The organism is Labrys neptuniae (genome assembly GCF_040797145.1).
In the GTDB taxonomy this organism is placed as follows: domain Bacteria; phylum Pseudomonadota; class Alphaproteobacteria; order Rhizobiales; family Labraceae; genus Labrys; species Labrys neptuniae.
On the sequence record NZ_JBFNQD010000016.1, the window covers coordinates 23,544 to 39,638 of the forward strand.

At 63.7% G+C, this 16,095-nt stretch carries 15 protein-coding genes; 6 read left to right on the plus strand and 9 right to left on the minus strand.

Translation table 11 applies throughout. The features are described from left to right. Positions 1-39: 39 nt before the first annotated feature. The 5 genes from ABXS05_RS28955 to ABXS05_RS28975 form a co-directional block, all read right to left on the minus strand. Positions 40-471 carry a hypothetical protein gene (locus tag ABXS05_RS28955; protein ID WP_311943257.1) on the minus strand — a complete coding sequence of 144 codons (432 nt, stop codon included), beginning with the start codon at positions 469-471 and terminating at the stop codon, positions 40-42. After that, positions 468-1,298: an ATP-binding cassette domain-containing protein gene (locus ABXS05_RS28960; RefSeq protein ID WP_367626266.1), complete on the minus strand. Its 831-nt coding sequence runs from the start codon at positions 1,296-1,298 to the stop codon at positions 468-470. The genes ABXS05_RS28955 and ABXS05_RS28960 overlap by 4 nt, the downstream gene beginning before the upstream one ends. Beyond that, positions 1,295-2,281: a FecCD family ABC transporter permease gene (locus ABXS05_RS28965; protein WP_311943261.1), complete on the minus strand. Its 987-nt coding sequence runs from the start codon at positions 2,279-2,281 to the stop codon at positions 1,295-1,297. The genes ABXS05_RS28960 and ABXS05_RS28965 overlap by 4 nt, the downstream gene beginning before the upstream one ends. Positions 2,282-2,354: 73 nt before the next feature. Then, on the minus strand, positions 2,355-3,239 hold the full coding sequence (locus ABXS05_RS28970; RefSeq protein ID WP_367626267.1) for a heme/hemin ABC transporter substrate-binding protein: 885 nt from the start codon (positions 3,237-3,239) through the stop codon (positions 2,355-2,357). Between the two features lie 10 nt (positions 3,240-3,249). After that, a complete protein-coding gene (locus ABXS05_RS28975) occupies positions 3,250-5,376 on the minus strand; it encodes a TonB-dependent hemoglobin/transferrin/lactoferrin family receptor (RefSeq protein ID WP_367626268.1) in 2,127 nt (708 codons plus the stop codon). 297 nt (positions 5,377-5,673) lie between these two features. On the opposite strand from ABXS05_RS28975, the gene ABXS05_RS28980 reads away from it, so the two are divergent. Together ABXS05_RS28980 and ABXS05_RS28985 are read left to right on the plus strand one after the other, a co-directional pair. Then, positions 5,674-6,501 (plus strand): ChuX/HutX family heme-like substrate-binding protein, encoded by an 828-nt coding sequence (locus tag ABXS05_RS28980; protein ID WP_367626269.1) that lies wholly within the window; start codon positions 5,674-5,676, stop codon positions 6,499-6,501. Continuing rightward, complete coding sequence (locus ABXS05_RS28985; protein WP_311943268.1) at positions 6,498-6,869, plus strand: bleomycin resistance protein; 372 nt, start codon at positions 6,498-6,500, stop codon at positions 6,867-6,869. The genes ABXS05_RS28980 and ABXS05_RS28985 overlap by 4 nt, the downstream gene beginning before the upstream one ends. A 67-nt stretch (positions 6,870-6,936) precedes the next feature. Here the strand turns inward: ABXS05_RS28985 and ABXS05_RS28990 are convergent, their stop codons facing one another. Then, entirely contained in the window at positions 6,937-7,926 is a 990-nt protein-coding gene (locus ABXS05_RS28990; RefSeq protein WP_367626270.1) for a zinc-dependent alcohol dehydrogenase family protein, read from the minus strand. A gap of 103 nt (positions 7,927-8,029) precedes the next feature. On the opposite strand from ABXS05_RS28990, the gene ABXS05_RS28995 reads away from it, so the two are divergent. Continuing rightward, the gene (locus ABXS05_RS28995) at positions 8,030-8,929 is read left to right on the plus strand and encodes a LysR family transcriptional regulator (protein WP_367626271.1); all 900 of its coding nucleotides are present in this window, start codon (positions 8,030-8,032) and stop codon (positions 8,927-8,929) included. Between the two features lie 8 nt (positions 8,930-8,937). On the opposite strand, the gene ubiA is transcribed toward ABXS05_RS28995, so the two are convergent. Continuing rightward, entirely contained in the window at positions 8,938-9,900 is a 963-nt protein-coding gene (ubiA, locus tag ABXS05_RS29000) for a 4-hydroxybenzoate octaprenyltransferase (RefSeq protein WP_367626272.1), read from the minus strand. A gap of 15 nt (positions 9,901-9,915) precedes the next feature. Beyond that, positions 9,916-10,383 carry a hypothetical protein gene (locus tag ABXS05_RS29005; protein ID WP_311943275.1) on the minus strand — a complete coding sequence of 156 codons (468 nt, stop codon included), beginning with the start codon at positions 10,381-10,383 and terminating at the stop codon, positions 9,916-9,918. Positions 10,384-10,605: 222 nt separating this feature from the next. Between ABXS05_RS29005 and ABXS05_RS29010 the strand changes: the two genes are divergently transcribed. Both ABXS05_RS29010 and ABXS05_RS29015 read left to right on the plus strand, forming a co-directional pair. After that, positions 10,606-11,343 carry a 16S rRNA (uracil(1498)-N(3))-methyltransferase gene (locus ABXS05_RS29010; RefSeq protein ID WP_311943278.1) on the plus strand — a complete coding sequence of 246 codons (738 nt, stop codon included), beginning with the start codon at positions 10,606-10,608 and terminating at the stop codon, positions 11,341-11,343. 145 nt (positions 11,344-11,488) lie between these two features. Further along, positions 11,489-12,859 carry a glutamate--cysteine ligase gene (locus ABXS05_RS29015; protein ID WP_367626273.1) on the plus strand — a complete coding sequence of 457 codons (1,371 nt, stop codon included), beginning with the start codon at positions 11,489-11,491 and terminating at the stop codon, positions 12,857-12,859. Positions 12,860-13,066: 207 nt separating this feature from the next. Here the strand turns inward: ABXS05_RS29015 and ABXS05_RS29020 are convergent, their stop codons facing one another. Beyond that, on the minus strand, positions 13,067-14,887 hold the full coding sequence (locus tag ABXS05_RS29020) for an aromatic amino acid ammonia-lyase (protein ID WP_367626274.1): 1,821 nt from the start codon (positions 14,885-14,887) through the stop codon (positions 13,067-13,069). Between the two features lie 278 nt (positions 14,888-15,165). Between ABXS05_RS29020 and ABXS05_RS29025 the strand changes: the two genes are divergently transcribed. After that, positions 15,166-16,089: a DMT family transporter gene (locus ABXS05_RS29025; protein ID WP_367626275.1), complete on the plus strand. Its 924-nt coding sequence runs from the start codon at positions 15,166-15,168 to the stop codon at positions 16,087-16,089. Positions 16,090-16,095 lie beyond the last annotated feature (6 nt).

Below are 16,095 nucleotides of genomic sequence, written 5' to 3' on the forward strand. Positions count from 1 at the left end.
ACGCCTGTTTGAACCAAGCCTCAATTGAAGAATTCGGCCTCACTTGAAAAATTTGGGTCCGGCCTTCGAACTGACACTGACCGCCTCGAGGCAGGAAGGAGCCCCTGCCTTGCCATTGGCGAACTGGCAGCTCGGCACGTCGTTGAGCAGGATGCTGCCGATGCCCTCGCAGGCGAGCCCGGCGACGTCGAAAGCCTTGACGATGGTCTTGTTGGCCGGGATTGGGGCGAGATCGACGGCCAGCCGCTTGGCGACCACGCCGTCCGCTCCAAACATCACCAGATCGGCACGCAGGCTCTGCGCCGCTTCCGCGCGTCCGTTCACCAGCACCATGGTCAGCCGGCAATTACCGTTCTGGGTCTCGAGCTTGTTGAGGTCGATCGACACATCGGCAGCCAGGGCCGGCAGGGGTGCCAGGAAAAGCATCGTCGCGGGTGCCAGTACGGCAGCGAAGCGGGACAATTTCGTCATGCGGCTTGGTCCTGTGGAACGGCGTGCATGATGCTGGGGCCGCCATCCTGGATGGCGGTACCCACACGCACCTTGAAGACACGCTCGATGAGGGAAGGGGTAAGGGTTTCAGCCATGGCGCCCTGCGCCGCAATGCTGCCGCGATCGAGCACCAGCGCATCGTCGCCATAGATCGAGGCCAGCGTCAGGTCGTGCAGGGTGACCACCACGGTCGCGCCCTGCTTGGCCAGTTGCCGGGCCTGGCCGAGCAGGCGGTGCTGGTGTTCGGGATCGAGGCTGGACACCGGCTCGTCCAGGATGACGAGATGCGGCTCGCCTGCCTGGCTGCGGTCGAAGATCTGCGCCGCGGCCTTGGCGAAGGCCACGCGCTGGCGTTCGCCGCCCGAGAGCATGGTAACGGGTCGGCGGGCCAGGGCTGCGAGATCGGCGCTGGCAAGTGCTGCCGCAATCGCTGCCTTGTCCCGCGCGGCGCGCGGCGTACCGGCATGGCAAAGCCGGCCCAGGGCCACGATGTCCTCGACGCTGTAGGCAAAGGGACAATCGAAATGCTGCGCCATATAGGCACGCTGGGCCGCCATCGCAGCCGGGCGCAGGCCCGTGAGCGGGACCCCGCCGAAGTCGACCCCGCCGCTGGCCGGTTTGATGGCTCCGCCGATCGCGGCGAGCAAGGTCGTCTTGCCGGCACCGTTCGGCCCCATCACGATGAGAACGCGGCCTGATACGGCTGCGAACGAGATGTCGTGCAGCACCGGTCGGCCATTGCGCTCGACCTTGAGATCGCGGACTTGGAGATCGCGGACTTGAAGATTGCCGAATTGAAGGCTCATGCGCGCTGGGCCTTCTTCAGAATGGCGATGAAGACCGGCCCGCCGATCAGGCTGGTGACGAGACCGATCGGCAGCTCAGCCGGCGTGATCGCGACCCGGGCCACCGTATCGGCCGCTACCACCAGTGCAGCTCCCAGCAGGGCCGAGGCCGGCAGTACGAAGCGGTAGCGTTGCCCGCCCAGCAGGCGCACGCAATGGGGTGCGATCAGGCCGACGAAACCGATCAGGCCGGTAAAGGCAACGGCCGCGCCGATCGCCAGGGCTGTCGCCGCGATCACCATGCGCTTGAGATGGACGGTGTCGACGCCCGAAAGAAAGGCCTCGCTTTCGCCGAGCGTGAAGGCGTCGAGCCCACGCGCCTGTTGTGCGAGCAGCACGGCCGCAATTGCGAGCGCCACGCCCGCCGCCAGCACGGCGATCCAGTTGGCACCCGAAAGCGAACCCATCATCCAGAACTGGATCGAGCGGAGCTGGGCGTCGTCGGCGATGGTGATGAACAGGCCGATCAGGGCCATGGCCAAAGCGTTGATGCCGATGCCCGCCAGCAGGAGATTGGCGATGCTGACATGGCCGTCACGATCGCGCGCGATGCGATAGGTGATCACCGTGGACAGGCCACAGGCCGCCGCTGCCGCGGCGGGCAGCGCATAGCTGCCGAGGCCGCCGGTGCCACCGACATGCTCCAGCAAGACGATACCGGCGACCACGGCGAGGATGCCGCCGGACGCCGCCCCCGTCAGCCCGGGATCGGCCAGGGGGTTGCGGAACAGGGCCTGCATACCGGCCCCGGACATGGCAAGGCCGGCTCCGACCAGCATGCCCAGCAACACGCGCGGCAGGCGAATGTTGACCAGGATACCCGAATAGAGATCCCAGCTACCCGTCGCCGTCGAGAACCAGGTCGAGACCGGAATGCGCACGCCGCCGAAGCTGAGGCCCATGGCCAGGACCGCCGCCAGCAGCAGCGCGAGGCCAGCCTGCACCAAAGCCTCCCGCCGGTGCGGCGAGAGGCCTTGGGCAAGGCTTCGCGGTGTGACTTGCACCAGACTCATCATCCTACCCCGAGAACCGATCCGGATGCAGGCGCCGCGCCAGCGACTGGATCTGCGTGGCCGCCGACGGTCCGAAACTGAACAGCGTGGAAAGGTCGGTCTCGACCAGCCGGTCGGGCTTGCCGGCAAAGGCCGATGTCAGTCCCAATTGCTCGAGAAAGGCCGTCGCCCCGCCCGTATTGGCAACGACCGCGCTGTCGGCCAAGACGAAATCCGGCGGCGTGGCAGCGAGCACCTCGCGCGACACCGGCTTGAACAAGGGGAAATCGCCGAAGGCATTGGCGCCGCCGGCCAGGGCGTAAGTGGCATCGACCAGCCCCATCTTGCCGCCCGCCATCGGCGTGCCGCCGTCGATGGAGCGGATGAAGCCGATCTTGGGATGACTGGTGATGCCGTCAAGGCGCTTGGCGACATCAACCATGGTGGCACTTACCGTCGCAGCCAGCGCCTCGGCATCCTTCTCGCGGCCGAGCAAGGCGCCGACATGCTTGATCTTGGCCGCCATACCCTCCCCGTTCAGGGGGAAGGAAACGATCTCGATGCGCAGTCCCGTGCTGCGCAACTGCTCCACCGCCGTCGGCGGTCCCAGATCGCGATTGGCGATCAGGAGGTCCGGTTTGAGGGAGAGGATGCCTTCCACCGAGATCTGCCTGAGATAGCCGATGGATGGCAGCTTGGTCACCTCGGCCGGGGCCTTGGACGTGGAATCGACGCCCTGGATGACCGAGACGCCGGCCAGCCTGGCCACGATCTCGGTAACATCCGCGCCGGCACAGACCACGCGCTGGATGCCTTCGGCGCGCGCGACGGACGGAAGGGCCAGCAAGGCGAACGCACCGGCCAGGGCTCCACCTAGGACACCACGACGATTGAGTTCGGAATTTCCCATCACCGCCCCCTCACTTGCCTGCGAGCTTGACGGTGAGCGCGAACTTCGCCGCCAGGCCGGTGGAGTAATCGGAATTGAGGAACGCCTTGTAACGGCGGTCGAAGATGTTATCGACCGCCAGGCTGGCGCTGACATTGTCGCTGTATCTGTAGCTGGCAAAGACGTCGACCAGGCCATAGCCGCCGGTTGGCTCGGTCACCTTGCGGGACGTCGCTCCGACCAGGGTGACGCGCGAACCGATTGTCAGGCGGTCATCCAGAAAGCGCAGACCCAATGTGCCGCTGACCTTGTTGGGCGCTACCGAATTCAATGGTTGGTCGGTTACACGGTTCTTGCCGTTGGTATGCGATCCTGCGACCGACACGAAGCCGCCGCCCCAGTCATAGGCCGCTTCGAGCTCGACGCCCATCAGGCGTGCCTTAGCGATATTCTGATATTGCTGGGTGGGAAAGCAGATCTGCGGATTTGGATTGGGAACGTTGCAGACAAAGGCAGGAATGCCCGGGAAGCCCGGCACATAGGGAGCCCCGGCAACGATATCGATGTAGTCGTCGACATTGTTGACGAAGCCGTTCAGCTTGGCTCGGAACGTATCGCCATCCCGGAAGACATTGTCATATTTCGTGTTCACGCCGATCTCGAAGGTGTGGCCGACTTCCGGTCGCAGGTTCGGGTTGGGCTTGATGGGGAAGGACGGGATGGGATGGATACCGTCCATGAGCGTTTCGCTGATCGACGGCGAGCGATAGCCTTCCGCGTAGGTACCGTAGAGTTCGATGCCCTTGATCGGCGTCACGCCGATGGTGATCTTGGGCGACAGATGGCTGCCGTCGGACTCGTATTTGCCGCCTTCGAGCTGGTAGTGATCGTAGCGCAGGCCCCCGACCACACGGAGCCAGTCGCCGTAGCGGACCTCGTCCTGGACATACGCGCCGAGAAGACGCCTCGTGCCCGACGGAGTGAAGGCTGTAACAAAGCCACCGGCACCGTCCCGCGTCTCGACCCGATCGAAGGCTGCGTCGACACCGTAGGTCAGGGCATGGTCGAAGGCTCCCGTCGAGAAGCGCGACGTATTGTAGACGTCGAAGCCGAACGTCCCGACCTTGTCGGAGAGCTTATCGCCTGCCTGCACGCCCAGGCTAGCATAGGTCCCGGGAACGATGATCGTCTTCTCGTTCTCGGTTTCCGAATAATAGACCTTGGCGTTGAAATTGATCAGCGGGTTGTCGGGGCTTTCGAACTTGTAGCCGGCCGTGAAGGTCGAGGTGACCACGTCATTGCGCCAGCGTGAATTGCCGCGGCTGGTATTGTTGTTGTCGAAGTCGAACTTCTGACTCATCGCGCTCAGGCTGACGGTCTGGCCGTCGCCCGGATGATAGTTGAACTTCAGCAGGCCGCCGAAATTGTTCTTGCCGGTATAGGTGACGCGATCGTTGTTGCCGTCACGATAATCGCCGGCGCCGCGATAGATGAACTGGCCATAGATGTCGGCGACCGTGCCGAAGCGCATGCCTGCCGAGGTCGAGGTGAAGGCGCCAAGACCATTGGAGGACACGCCGACCTTCTGCTCCACGCCCCAATTCTGGTCGGGGGTGAGGATGGAATCGATGCCGCGGGTGGTGAAGGAGGCCACGCCGCCGATGGCGCCTGAGCCATAGAGATTGGAGATCGGGCCGCGCACGATGTCGATATTGTTGATGAACTCAGGCTCGAGATAGAAGCTGCCCTGCGCATTGTGGCCGGTGATCTGATAGTCCTGCCGCGCCCCATCGACCAAGACATTGACGCGGCCGAAGTCCTGCATGCCGCGAATGTTGATCGACTGCATGGGATCGTTCGAGCTCACCTGCGTGGCGACACCCGGCACCGTCTTCAACAGATCCGAAACCGAAGCGGGCTGGGCCCGGTCGATCTCCGCCTGGGTGATCTGGCTGACACCACCCAGCGTGTCGATCAGCTTCTCCGAAGTCTTGGTCGCCGTTACCGTTACGGTATCGAGCACCACCGGCTCTTCGGCCGCGGCAGCCTGGCCGGCAGGAGCCTGCTGAGCGCGCGCCAGCGTCACGCTTCCCGCCAGCAAGGCAAGAGCAGCTACTGTCGCAAGGCTGCGACTGCGCATGTAATTCGACCTGACCATCTCGGCTCCGCAACGTATAATTATTCAAAACTGCGCTGCAGATAATTTATCTTGTAGAAGCAGACGCCGTTTCATACAATTTTGAGCGATTTGCGGCAGCAAACAGGACGTGTCAAGGAATTAATGCTTGATTTTATTAGCATAATTTGCGCAGTTTTTCTTTATTCTAAACTGCATAATTCCTTCTGACATCCAGTTTTGAATTTTTCTATTTTGCGCCGATCAGAACCGAAGGAAAGAAGGGAAATGAGCGAGTTAAAACAACGGTGGCAGTCTCTCCGGGAAAGTCAGTCCGGATTGCGCATTCGCGATGCCGCGGCGCAATTGGGGGTTTCGGAAGCCGCCCTGCTGGAGACCCGGATCGACGAAGGTGTGAAACGCCTGGCCGTCCGGATCGACGCGCTCTGCGCTGCCTTGCCGCACCTGGGTACCGTCATGTCACTCATCCGCAACGAGTCGGCCGTGCACGAAAAGGATGTGACCTTTCCTGCTGGCGTCGAATCCGATGGCGAGATTCGTTTCACCGGCGCAGGATTTGACCTTACCTTAATACCATCAACGGTTGCGCATGCCTTCTATGTGGAGGATGCCAACCCCAAGGGGCCGTTGCGCAGCATCCAGTTGTTCGATGCGGCAGGCGGCGCGCTCTGGAAGATCTACGCCCGTGACAGGGCCGATCATGCCGCTTTCGAGCGTCTCCTGGCCGACCTTGCCTGGCCTGAAGACGTGCAGCCCATCTCCTTCTCCCGGCCTGCCGCGGCAGCAGCCGATGCCGCCCCGGCCGGCAAGCCCGTCGACCTGCAGACCGTGCTGGAGGCCGTAGCCGCCGAAGCTGTTCCGGTCAGGCTGGAAGTCGCCAATCACGGCGTTAAGCAGAGCCATCGCGGGCCGCTGGTGAGGATCGTCAGGATGGGACCCTGGCTGAACGTGCTCGACCCCGGCTTCGACTGGCACCTCAACGAGAAGCCCTTGTCGGGCGGCAGCGTCGAGCCCGGCGACAGGCCGAGCCTGGTGCTGCACCTTGCCTCGGGCGGCGAGGCCGCGCGGCTGCACGCCGACGATGGTGCCACTGCCGTTCAACAGGCAGCCTGGCGTGGCATCCTGGAAAAGGTGGCGACCTCATGAACCAGGCCGTGACCGCACGCCTCACCGGCGCCATCCCAACCCTTGCCTCGCTCAGCTTCGAGGAGACCACGCAGTTCTACCAGAAGCTCGGCTTCGAGGTGCTGCACAGCGACATTTCCTTCCTGCTCCTGCATCGAGACGGCGTGCGCCTCAGCTTCTGGCTGACAGGCAACCGCCGGGTACCGCAGGCGACCAGTTGCTGGCTGGAAGTTACCGGCATCGCGACACTCTACGAGCATTTCAACGCGCTCAACATCGTGCACCGCAAGGGTCATCTCGAGGCCAAACCCTGGGGGACGCGCGAATTCTCGATCACGGATTGCCACGGCAATCTGATCCGCTTCGCCGAACAGCTGCAGGAGCACTGAACACTTCGGAAATCAGCATCCCGGTTCCGGACAGAACCACGTTCCGACCGGAACCGGGGCAAATCGCTCACAATGTCACCACGACCTTGCCGAGCTGCAGGTTGCTCTCCAGGAAGCGATGAGCCTCGACGATCTCGTCGAAGGCGAAGGTCCTGGCGATCACGGGGCGAAGCGCACCTTTCTGCACCCCATCGAGGATGAAGCCCTTGGCAGCTTCCAGGCGCGCGGGATCGCCCGTGATCTCGTGGACGAGATAGCCACGCAGCGTCAGGCTCTTGCTCAACACCGTGAACAGCGGAAAAGGCGTCGGTTCGTTGCTCAGGCCGCCATATTCGATCAGCATGCCGCCGCGCGCCATGGCGGCCGTGAGCGGTACGAAGAGCGGACCGCCGATCGCATCGAACATCACCCTCACCCCTTGCGGCCCGGCGATCGCCTTCAGGCGCGCTTCGAGATCTTCCTCCTCGGCCGCAAGGACGTCGCCGGCCCCCTGAGCCAGCAAGGCTTGCCGTTTGGCGGAAGTCCGCGTGATCGCAATCGGCCGGGCGCCGACATGGTTGGCGATCTGGATCGCCGCCAGCCCCACGCTGCTCGAGGCAGCCGTGATCGCCACGAACTCCCCCGGCCGGAGCCCGGCAATGTCGATCAAGGCCCCATAGGCGGTGAGATATGGCATCCAGAGCGCTGCGGCATCGACCCAGCCGAGTGACGACGGATGCTTGACGAGGAGGTCGGCAGGAAAGGTTGCCAACTCGCCATAGGCCGGCCAGCGTACCATCGATTGCGGCGGTATGATGCTGACGGCATCGCCGAGCGAGAAACCGTCGACACCGGCACCCATGCTTTCGACCACGCCCGCTGCCTCCAGGCCAAGTCCCGACGGCAGGCCCGGCGTCTCGATATAGCTGCCCTTGCGCAGCAAGGCTTCCGCCCGGTTGAGCCCCAGTGCCTTGACCTGGATACGGATCTCGCCCCGACCCGGCAAAGGAAGCTCTGCCTCCTCGATGAGCAGGACCTCCGGGCCGCCATGCCGATGGAAGCGAATGACGCGAGACATCGACGCAACTCCTAATCAATTGAACTGAATAAGCTATGCGTCAGCGAGTTTCCGCGATAAATGATGGTTCTGGCAGAGCAGAAGAAACCACTGGTTTTGAATAATGGATCGCCTCGAAAGCATGGCCGTCTTCGTCAGGGCCGTCGATCTCGGCTCCTTCGCCGCGGCGGCGGCCGCCCTCGATCTGTCGGGGCCGATGGTGGGCAAGCATGTCCGCTTCCTGGAAGAGCGCCTCGGCGTCCGCCTGCTCAACCGAACCACCCGCCGTCAGAGCCTGACGGAGTTCGGCCGGGCCTATTACGAGCGTTGCCGCATCGTGCTCGCGGAGGCCGAGGCCGCGGACGCTCTCGCGGCGGACCAGTTGTCCGAACCGCGGGGCAGATTGCGGGTGGCCATGCCAGCCCTGTTCGGCCGCCACTGCGTCATGCCGGTCCTGCTGGAACTCGCGCAACGGCATCCTGCCCTCGAATTCGATCTGTCGCTGGGCGATCCCATCATCGACCTTGCCGAGAACGGTTGCGATCTGGCGATCCGCACCGGCATGCTCGACGACAGGGCCGGTATCATCGCGCGCCGTGTCGCGCGCCAGCGCATGATCCTGTGTGCCGCCCCCTCCTACCTCACCGATCATGGCACGCCCCTACAGGTCGAGGACCTCGCCGGTCATGCCTGCGTGATCTATCGCCGCTCAGGCCGGATCCGTCCCTGGCTTTTCCCGGCGGCGCAGGGACAGCCGCGGGAATTCACGCCGAACGGCCGGTTGCGGCTGGACGATCTCGCCGCCATCGCCGACATGGCGGCGGCCGGCATGGGGTTGGCCTGGCTGCCCTCCTGGCTGGTCCGCGAGCGCCTCGAGGCCGGGATACTGGTCAAGCTCCTGCCGGATCAGCCGGACTATCTCTACGATGCCTATGCGCTATGGCTGGAAACGCCGCATCTGCCGCGGAAGGTGCGCGTGACGGTCGATGCCCTGGCTGCGGCCCTGCCGGCGATGATGGCTTGACGGCCGCTTCAGAGCCAGTTCCAGAGGCAATCCGCCATCAGGCCGGCAAACAGGATGGCACCGGCATCGCGGTTGGAGCGAAACAGGTTCAGGCACAGCGCACCGTCGCGATGATCGAAGCGCACGACCTGCTGGGCGAGATGAAACGCAAAACCGATGAGGCCGAGATAGGACAGCAGGCCGGCGCCGTTGGCTGCCAGGGCCAGCCCGATCAGCACCACGGCGCCGGCGTAGAAGACACCGACCGCACCGCGGGCCTTGTCGCCGAACAGCAGCGCCGTCGAGCGTACGCCGACGATCGCATCGTCCTCCTTGTCCTGGCAGGCATAGATGGTGTCATAGGCGATCACCCACAGCACCGATCCGGCGAACAGCAACAGCGCCGGCAGAGCCAGCCCTGCCGCAGCGCCCGCCCAGCCCATCAGCGCACCCCAGGAAAAGGCAAGACCGAGAACGGCCTGCGGCCAGGAGGTGATCCGCTTCATGAAGGGATAGACAGCCACCACCGCCAGTGAGGAAATGCCCAGCAGCACGGCGAAAAGGTTGAACTGCAGCAAGATGCCAAGGCCGGCCAGGGCCTGGGCTGCCAGCCAGGCCGCGGCAGCAAGGGCGGTGACCTGCCCGGACGGGATCGGCCGCGAACGCGTACGCTCGACCTTGTCATCGATGTCGCGATCCACGAGGTCGTTGAGCGTGCAGCCGGCACCGCGCATGATGAAGGCGCCGATCAGGAACAGGGCAAGATGCCAGAGCGTCTGGGCAACGGTGCCGTGGTGGAGGGCTGCAAGTGCCGCCGACCACCAGCAGGGCCACATCAGGAGCCAGCCGCCAATCGGACGATCGGCGCGCGACAGGCGCAGAAAAGGCCGCCAAGCAGCCGGCGCATAGCGGTCGACCCAGTTGCCGGTAGGGGCGTCGGCCACCTTGTTCGCCAGCCCGGTTGGACCAGCCTCGGCGGGAAGCGGCCCCATGCCGGCGCTCTCCCCTTACTGCAGGCGCAGATTGACGGGCGGCTTGGGCGCAGCGGGCCCCCCCCCGCCGCCACGACCGGGCTGCGGAGCGGCCTGCTGGCGCGGCGGATGGGAGCAGATCTTGGCCTTGGTCTTCTGAGTCTGGGTCAGGTCGGCCGTGATCTGCTTGATGTTCTCGTCCGTGATCGAGCAGAATTCCTTGTTGGACTGCATGTAGTCCAACATCTTCTTGTCATTCTCGATATAGGAGGAGAGGCTGCCGCAGAACTCGTTGAATGTCTTCTTGGCCTGCTCGAAGGTCTTGGGCCGCCCGCGCTTGTTGATCGCCTGCAAAGCGGTCGCGATCTTCGTCCGGCGATCGATCATCGGCTGCAGGTCCTTGTTGCAGAACTGATTGCCGATCGGAGCCGACTCCTGCGCTGCGACGGGCGCTGCAGCCAGCAAGGTGCCGGCGACGAGGGAAATCGAAACGAGACGCAACATGAGGACATCCGCAAGATTGGTGGTGACACTCTCGATACAGAGGAACTATTGATCTCGCAAGTTCGGGGCAGCTTGATGGCACGTCCGCCCCCTGTTTTTGTGGTGTGTTTTGTAATTCGAACGTGATGGCAGTAACCGCAAAGACGCTTCGAAACAAAGAATTGCAGCAAACGAGCGTTCATGCGCGGACGCGCTTTGCTCTAGAGAAAAAAGACCCGGTACATGGCCGCCTATGATTTTCTTTCCGTCCGGCTTTTCGTCGATGCGCCGCTCGGCGAAGGACAGCCCGTCGCGCTCGACAAGACGCAGCAGAACTATCTGGGCAATGTCCTGCGCCTGAAGGCGGGCGCCCGCATCCTGGTCTTCAACGGCGCGGACGGCGAATTCGCTGCCGCGGTCGCCCATGAAGGCAAGCGCATCGGCCTGGAAGTCGAGGAACAGACCCGGCCCCAGACCCCGATGCCGACGCTGCGCTGGCTGTTCGCGCCGCTCAAGCATGCAAGGCTCGACTACATGGTGCAGAAGGCGGTGGAGATGGGCGTCGGCACCATCGAGCCGGTGATCACGCGTCGCACCCAGGTCTCCCGGGTCAATCTCGAGCGCATGCGGGCGAACGCCATCGAGGCGGCCGAGCAATGCGGCGTGATTTCCGTGCCCGAGATCAGGCCTGAACAGAACCTCATGCGCCTTGCCGAGGTCTGGGATCCCGGCGTGCACCTGATCTTCTGCGACGAGAGCGCCGCGATCGCCAGCCCGCTCGAGGCGCTCGCCAGCGTTCCCAGGGGGCCGCTGGCCGTGCTGATCGGCCCGGAAGGCGGCTTCGACGATATCGAGCGCAGTGCGATCGGCCGGATATCGTCCCATACCCGCCTCTCGCTCGGCCCCCGCATCCTGCGCGCCGACACGGCGGCGGTGGCGGCCCTTGCTCTGGTGCAGGCCGCTCGTGGAGACTGGCGCTGAGACATGGCACCGGCCGCGGCAGGAGGGGCGGGACTTGCCTTCTCCTTTTCCCCTCACACTTTTGACGCGATCTTGTGTCGGCGCCTGATTGTTTTCCCGGATGGCACTGTCTATGGTCCGGGCCGTTTTGTAAGGTTCTGCCCGCATGGCCCGCGACGTAATCGATTCAACTCCCATTGGCTCGCGCGACGAACTCGTCGCCTGGATCGAAAAGGGCGTTAAACCTCCGTCCCAGTTCCGCATCGGTACGGAACACGAGAAGTTTCCCTTCCGGGCCGGCACGCACCAGCCGGTTCCCTATGAAGGCCCCAAAGGTATCCGTGCGCTGCTCGAGGGCCTGCAGGCCATGCTCGGCTGGGAACCGATCATGGAAGGCGAGCATATCATCGGCATGCTCGACATCACCGGCGGCGGTGCCATTTCACTGGAACCCGGCGGCCAGTTCGAACTCTCCGGCGCGCCCCTGAACTCGATCCATCAGACCTGTTCGGAAATCCACGCCCATCTCGCCCAGGTGCGCGAGATCGGCGGCCCGCTCGGCATCCGCTTCCTGGGCCTCGGCATGTCGCCGGTATGGACGCGGGAAGAGACACCGCGCATGCCCAAGCGCCGCTACGAGATCATGACGAACTACATGCCCAAGGTCGGCGTGATGGGTCTCGACATGATGTACCGGACCTCGACGGTGCAGGTGAATCTCGACTTCTCCTCCGAAGCCGACATGGTCAAGAAGCTGCGCGTCTCGCTCGCCTTGCAGCCGATCGCCACCGCCATCTTTGCCAATTCACCCTTCCTGCAGGGCAGGCCCAACGGCTTCCTGTCGCTGCGCTCGGAAGTGTGGCGCCACACCGATCTCGACCGCACCGGCATGCTGCCCTTCGCCTTCGAGGACGGCATGGGCTTCGAGCGCTATGTCGACTATGCCCTCGACGTGCCGCTTTATTTCGTCAAGCGCGGCGACGTCTATCATGACGTGGCCGGCGCCTCGTTCCGCGACCTCCTGGCCGGCACCCTGCCACAACTGCCGGGCGTCCGCGCCACCATGTCGGACTGGGCCAACCATCTCGGCACGCTGTTCCCGGAAGTGCGGCTGAAGCGCTATCTGGAAATGCGCGGCGCCGATGCCGGGCCAACCGGCAAGCTTGCCGCACTCTCGGCCTTCTGGGTCGGCCTGCTCTACAACGACGACACGCTCGACGCGGCCTGGGACCTGGTCAAGGACTGGAGCGAGGCCGAGCGCCAGGCCCTGCGCGACAGCGTCAGCCGGCAGGCCCTGAAAACGCCGTTCCGCAATGAAAGCGTGCGCGACATCGCCCTGCGCGCCCTCGCCATTGCGCGCCAGGGCCTCAAGGCCCGCAATATCGAGGATTGGGAAGGCCGCAACGAAGAGCACTTCCTCGACGGCCTTGACGACGTCGTCGAAAGCGGGGTGACCGCCGCCGACGAGATGCTGGCCCGCTATCACGGCGAATGGGGCGGCAAGATCGATCCGATCTTCGACGAGAAGGCTTACTGAACCAGCCGGGCAAAACACCGCCCTTCGCCAGGACCGTGATTCGCAGCGCCGCGAATTGCCACCAGGTTACGCAATTTGACCTCTATGCAAACGGAAGTGCCGTCATTCCAGGCACCGCCAAAGGCGATGGGAAGGGAATGACAGGTCAGGCTGTTCGCGATCTGATACAGCGAGTGCCGCCGCGGAGCGGCACCCGTCGCCTGTCGGCTATTGCGGCCCCGCCTTCGGCAATGGCCGGCCTTCCGGTGGCTTCGGTCCGCCGGCATAGAATTTCGATGCCGGGTTGGCCTGCATGAAATCATAGACCACCATGCCGATCGGGCGTTTCGGACGATCCTGTGCGGATTGCTGCCACGGCACGACCTGACGCAGCGCCGCGAGCGCTTCGGAAGATGCCTTGCCGAAATTGCGGGATGGATTCTGGATCTTGCGGATCTCCATCCAGTAACTCGCTGTCAGCAGGTCATGCGCGAGCAGTTCGAAGGAGAGGTCGACGGCCTTGCGGGCACGTTCGGTCTTGATCCTGGTCTGCGCCTGGAGGTCTTCGACCGTCGAGACGATGGCCTGGCCGGCCGGCGTGACGGGCGTGGCCATCTCGGCAAGCTCCTGCCACAGGTCGGTCGGCAGGTAACCACCGAATGTCGGCGCGTTCTTCCGCGTTTCGGCGTTCAGGACATCGGCCGGCTTGACCACGGTGAAGAACGGGTTCTTGAACCGTTCGATCCGCTGGGCGATCACCACGCCCATATTCGTCAGGGCGAGGGTGAACGCTTCGACCTGATTGGCGAGCGGGTAGGGATCCCAGTTCGCGTTGGAGAAGATGTAGCCCGACTTGCCGCCGCTGAGTTTGCCGCCCTTGACGTGGTACTTCATGAATTGCGGCGTGCTCAGTTCCCAGGAACTTTCCGGGGTGAGCGCCGGTATGGTCGCCGGGTTGTGATCCGATGAATTGATGGAAAGGCTGACGGAATCCCTGAGATCCGCCCAGGCCTGCCAGGCCGAGCCCTGCCGCTGGCTCGAGGCCCGCATGCTCTCCGGATCCTGGATGATACGGGTGGCGTCCTCGTCGAACAGATAGCTGCCCCTGATCATGTCCATGATGCGGGCGGCGTTCCAGGTGAGCCAGCCATAAGGGCGCATCGACTGGACCGGAGCGGCAATCGGCGTGACGCTGGAATTCATGCCAAGCAGGTCCATCGCATAGACGAGATCGGTCCATTCCAGCAGCCTGCGGGAGTCCTCGAGCAGCAGAACCGCCTGTGCCTGCGCATAGGCATTCGTGCTGATCAATGCTGCTTCATCCGCGGCAAAAGGTTCGAGGGGCTTGATGCCGGCCTGGGCGAGAGCCTGGGAGGCGGGCATCCGGACGCCGCGGTAATAGGCATCCCCCTCCCCGACCATCGCGGCGCCGATATTGCCCAGGGTGTTCAGATCGCCCTCGCCGAGCGTGCCGCGCGACTGCACGACGGGCGTGACGCGCTTGTTCAGCATGTCGACGAGGATCTGCGTCAGGGGCGGACTGGCGGCCTCGTATGACATCGTATTGGCGCGAATGGCCATGATGGCACGCACCAGGGCCTCTTCCCGGATCTCCGGCCCATAACCGTCCCTGACACCGTCCTTGAACCGCGCGAGCTGCTGGTCCTTCAAAAGCTTGGTGTTCTCCGGGGTGGTCGGATCACCGGAGAAGATCACCGTCTCCCGCTGATCCCCGGCGCCGCGATTGAACCAATAGATCGTGACGTTCTCGGCGGCGCCCTGCAGCAGAAGGCCATAGGCATCGGCCGAGCGCTGTCGCGCTTCGGGGCTGAGCTCGACCCTGGCGCCGTTGCGGGCGATCTCGACAACCTGCTGGTAGGTGAGGTCGCGCCCCGTCAGCGTGATCGTCCTTTCGGCCTCGGTTTCGCTGATCGGCTGGTATTTGCCGGTGTCTTCAAACGCTCTCGCTGGTGGCGCCGAAGAAAACAGGAAAGTAACGGCCACGACAGTCAGAAATATGCGGATTGGATACGTATCACGCCTCGACATACACATTTCTCCTATCAGTTAACGGAAATCCTATTCGATACTTCACCTATTAGAAAAAAATATTCATATAAGTAAAAAATTCTTACTGAGTTTTGTCAATCGAGCGAAACGAAGAATCCATGCCGCGCAGCTCCCATCGCCAGGGAGGGGGCTTGTTCGGAGCGCGATGATCACGGACGGATTGAAGCATCCATCCCGCGCAACCATCAACCGGCGCGATGATTTCCATTCGCGAGCTTGATTGGACCGGCCCGGCAAATCCCCCGATAATCCAAGGCATGACCAGCACGACTTTGAAGGCAGGACCGAGCGAGGCAGCGCCTCTCGGAGCTACCGATCTCGGCCTCTATGCCGGGGTCGTTTTCGTTTGGGGCACGTCCTGGATCGCGCTGCACATGCAGCTCGGCGTGGTCGCGCCGGAAGTGTCGCTGCTGTGGCGCTTCCTGCTCGCCGCGGTGATGATGCTGGGCTGGGTCGTGCTGTCGGGCGCTCCGCTATCCTTTGCCTGGAAGGACCATCTCAGCTTCGCCGGGCTCGGCCTGCTGCTCTTTTCCACCAATTTCCTGTGCTTCTACTATGGCGGCCTGTCGACGCCCTCCGGCCTGCTCGCCGTGGTCTTTTCATTGGCTTCGGTGTTCAACATCGTGCTGAGCGCCCTGATTTTCGGCCAGAAACCCAGCCTGCGCTCGGTTGCCGCCGCCTTGATGGGTTTTGCCGGAGTCGGCCTGATGTTCGTGCCGCAGCTTGCCGGCGACCATCTTTCGAGCGCCGCCCTTACCGGCCTCATCCTGTGCGTGGTCGGCACCCTCAGCTTCTGCTTCGGCAACATGCTGACTCTCAGCCTGAAGAACCGCGCCATTTCCCTTACCTCCGCCACCACCTGGGGCATGGTCTACGGCTCGCTTTTCCTGTTCGCCTTCAGCCTCGCGCGCGGGCAGGCCTTCATCATCGAGCCCAACCTGCCCTATCTCGGCGCGCTGCTCTGGTCGGCCCTGCTCTCTTCGGTCCTGGCCTTTGCGGCCTACCTCACCCTGCTGTCGCGCATCGGCGCCAGCCGGGCCGGCTATTCCACCGTGCTGTTCCCGGTGGTCGCCCTGGCCATTTCGACGATCTTCGAGGGCTATGTCTGGAGCGCGCTCGCCATAACAGGCCTGGCGGTCGTGCTGGCCGGCAATCTCCTGATGCTGACCGGTCGCCGCTGACCAGGC

Excerpts from the sequence above, each read along its gene's own strand:
- ABXS05_RS28985 (WP_311943268.1), top strand. The coding sequence starts at position 6,498 with ATGAACCAGGCCGTGACCGCACGCCTCACCGGCGCCATCCCAACCCTT.
- ABXS05_RS29010 (WP_311943278.1), top strand. The coding sequence starts at position 10,606 with ATGGCCGCCTATGATTTTCTTTCCGTCCGGCTTTTCGTCGATGCGCCG.
- ABXS05_RS28970 (WP_367626267.1), bottom strand. The coding sequence starts at position 3,239 with ATGGGAAATTCCGAACTCAATCGTCGTGGTGTCCTAGGTGGAGCCCTG.
- ABXS05_RS28990 (WP_367626270.1), bottom strand. The coding sequence starts at position 7,926 with ATGTCTCGCGTCATTCGCTTCCATCGGCATGGCGGCCCGGAGGTCCTG.
- ABXS05_RS28960 (WP_367626266.1), bottom strand. The coding sequence starts at position 1,298 with ATGAGCCTTCAATTCGGCAATCTTCAAGTCCGCGATCTCCAAGTCCGC.
- ABXS05_RS28955 (WP_311943257.1), bottom strand. The coding sequence starts at position 471 with ATGACGAAATTGTCCCGCTTCGCTGCCGTACTGGCACCCGCGACGATG.
- ABXS05_RS28995 (WP_367626271.1), top strand. The coding sequence starts at position 8,030 with ATGGATCGCCTCGAAAGCATGGCCGTCTTCGTCAGGGCCGTCGATCTC.
- ABXS05_RS29005 (WP_311943275.1), bottom strand. The coding sequence starts at position 10,383 with ATGTTGCGTCTCGTTTCGATTTCCCTCGTCGCCGGCACCTTGCTGGCT.
- ABXS05_RS29025 (WP_367626275.1), top strand. The coding sequence starts at position 15,166 with ATGACCAGCACGACTTTGAAGGCAGGACCGAGCGAGGCAGCGCCTCTC.
- ABXS05_RS29015 (WP_367626273.1), top strand. The coding sequence starts at position 11,489 with ATGGCCCGCGACGTAATCGATTCAACTCCCATTGGCTCGCGCGACGAA.
- ABXS05_RS29020 (WP_367626274.1), bottom strand. The coding sequence starts at position 14,887 with ATGTCGAGGCGTGATACGTATCCAATCCGCATATTTCTGACTGTCGTG.
- ubiA (WP_367626272.1), bottom strand. The coding sequence starts at position 9,900 with ATGGGGCCGCTTCCCGCCGAGGCTGGTCCAACCGGGCTGGCGAACAAG.
- ABXS05_RS28975 (WP_367626268.1), bottom strand. The coding sequence starts at position 5,376 with ATGGTCAGGTCGAATTACATGCGCAGTCGCAGCCTTGCGACAGTAGCT.